The sequence below is a fragment of the Streptomyces katrae genome, assembly GCF_000966975.1.
Taxonomy (GTDB): domain Bacteria; phylum Actinomycetota; class Actinomycetes; order Streptomycetales; family Streptomycetaceae; genus Streptomyces; species Streptomyces katrae.
In genome coordinates this window covers 1-2,325 of record NZ_JZWV01001130.1, presented here as the reverse complement: position 1 = coordinate 2,325, position 2,325 = coordinate 1, and the positions used below count along the sequence as shown (strand labels likewise).

Sequence of the window (2,325 nt, the reverse complement as noted above, 5' to 3'; positions counted from 1 at the left end):
GACCGCCGCGGATCGTGCCGCGCCGGCGCGTGGGCCGCCGGCTGTCCGCCGCGGCCGCGCTGCTGGTCCTCGCGCTCGTGGTGCGTTCCGTCCTGCGCAACGACGCCTTTCAATGGGACGTGGTGGGACGGTACTTCACCACCTCCGCCGTCCTGAACGGGCTGCTGCTGACCCTGTGGCTGACCGCCGTGGTGATGGTGCTCGGCTTCCTGGCCGGTACCGTCCTGGCGGTGATGCGGCTCTCCGACAGCCCGGTCCTGCGGACGCTGAGCCTGGGGTACGTGTGGATCTTCCGCTCCACGCCGCTGCTGGTGCAGCTGTTGTTCTGGTTCAACATCGGCGCCCTGTACCCCACTCTGGGGCTCGGAATCCCTTACGGTCCGCAGCTGTTCAGCATCAAGACGGTGAACCTGCTCGGCCCGACCCTCACGGCGGTCATCGGTCTGACCCTGCACGAGAGCGCGTACGCCGCCGAGGTGGTGCGCGGCGGGATCCTCTCCGTGGACCCCGGCCAGACCGAGGCCGCGCAGGCACTCGGCCTGAGCAGGCTCCGTACCCTGCGCCGGATCGTCGTTCCCCAGGCGATGCGCTCGATCGTGCCGACCGCCGGGAACATGCTGATCGGCACCCTCAAGGGCACCAGCATCGTGAGCGTGCTGGCCGTGCACGACCTGCTGTACTCGGTCCAGCTGGTCTACAACCAGAACTACCAGGTGATTCCGCTGCTGCTCGTCGCCACCCTCTGGTACGTCGCCGTCACCACCGTGCTGAGTGCCGGCCAGTACTACGTGGAGCAGCATTACGCGCGCGGCACCTCACGTGGCACCGCCGGTCCAAAGCGTTTTCATTTCACCAAGAGGCGTTATATGTACGGCGGATGAAATCGGCCGACGCATTCGCGCATTCCGATATCGAGGCCGTTGACACTCCCGATCGGGGCTGCCTAGCTTACGCCGCAGACAGCCCATCGGCGGCCTCTCCCGTACGGCATGACGGCTGCTTTTCCTCGATTCCGCGTTTCGCCGAAGCCGCTGGAGTGCCCGTTGACCGAACCACTGCTCCTCTCCGCTCCCACCGGCGCCCCGGGCCCCCCGGAGGCGGCCGAGCGGGTCCTCCCGCTGCGCCGCCCCGGGCGGTGGGTGGCCGCCGTCGTCGTCCTCGTGCTGGTCTCCCAGGCCGCCCACGGGCTGATCACCAACCCGTTCTACCAGTGGGACCGCTTCGCGTACTGGTTCCTGCGACCGGCCGTGCTGGACGGGCTGCTCATCACCCTCCAGGTGACCGCGTACAGCGCGGTCCTCGGCCTGGCCGGCGGTGTGCTGATCGCCCTCGGCCGGCTCTCGGGCAATGTGGTGCTGCGGTCCGTGAGCTGGACGTACGTGTGGCTGTTCCGTTCCGTGCCGCTGATCGTCGTCCTGCTCTTCCTCTACAACCTCAGCGCCCTCTATCCGACCCTCAGCATCGGGGTGCCGTTCGGGCCCGCCTTCGTCAGCTTCGACGAGTCGCGGTTCGCCACCGACATCGTGGTCGCGGTGGCCGGCCTGGGGCTGAGCGAGGCGGCGTACGCCGCCGAGATCGTCCGGGCCGGTGTGCTCTCGGTCGACCAGGGCCAGCACGAGGCGGCGGCGGCCCTGGGACTGCCCCGCCGGCACCAGTTCACCCGGATCGTCTTCCCCCAGGCGCTCCGCGCGATCGTCCCCTCCTACGTCAACCAGCTGATCGGCCTGCTCAAGGCCACCTCGCTGGTCTTCTACGTCTCGCTGCTCGACCTGTTCGGCTCGGTGCAGAGCCTGGCCAGCACCTATCCCGGTGACGTGGTGCCGCTCCTGCTGGTGGCGACCGTCTGGTACGTGATCCTCACCAGCCTGGTCTCCGCCGTCCAGTACCACGTCGAACGGCACTACGCCCGCGGGGCGCTGCGCGCCGTACCGCCCACTCCCCTCCAGCGGGCCCGCGCCGGCCTGCGCGAACTGCGGCTCCGCTTCCGGCGGGAGACGGCCGCGTGCGCCCGTCCGCCACGTCCACTGCATCCGCTGCATCCGCTACCTCCGCACACTCGAAAAGGAACTCCATGCGAAGCCGGTCCACCCTGCACACCAGACTCGTCCGCGGCCTCGGCGCGACGACCGCCACGATCGCCCTGGCCACCGGACTCACCGCGTGCGGCGGCGACGCGAAGGCCGACGGCGGGGCCCCGGACAAGGTGACCATCGGTGCCGTCTCCAACGGGGCGGCCCGGCAGACCGAACTGTCCGTCCCCGTCGTCGATTCCCTGCGCGCACAGCTCCCGAAGTCCGTCCGCGACCGCGGCGAGCTGGTCATCGG

At 69.6% G+C, this 2,325-nt stretch carries 1 protein-coding gene and 1 pseudogene; both read left to right on the top strand.

Going from position 1 to position 2,325, the window contains the following annotated elements; genetic code table 11:
* Positions 1 to 881: amino acid ABC transporter permease (locus VR44_RS33635; RefSeq protein WP_045951432.1), on the top strand; the 881-nt coding region annotated here is incomplete at its 5' end.
* A gap of 108 nt (positions 882 to 989) precedes the next feature.
* Positions 990 to 2,000: pseudogene (locus VR44_RS33630) on the top strand (amino acid ABC transporter permease); the annotation flags it as partial.
* Between the last annotated feature and the right edge of the window lie 325 nt (positions 2,001 to 2,325).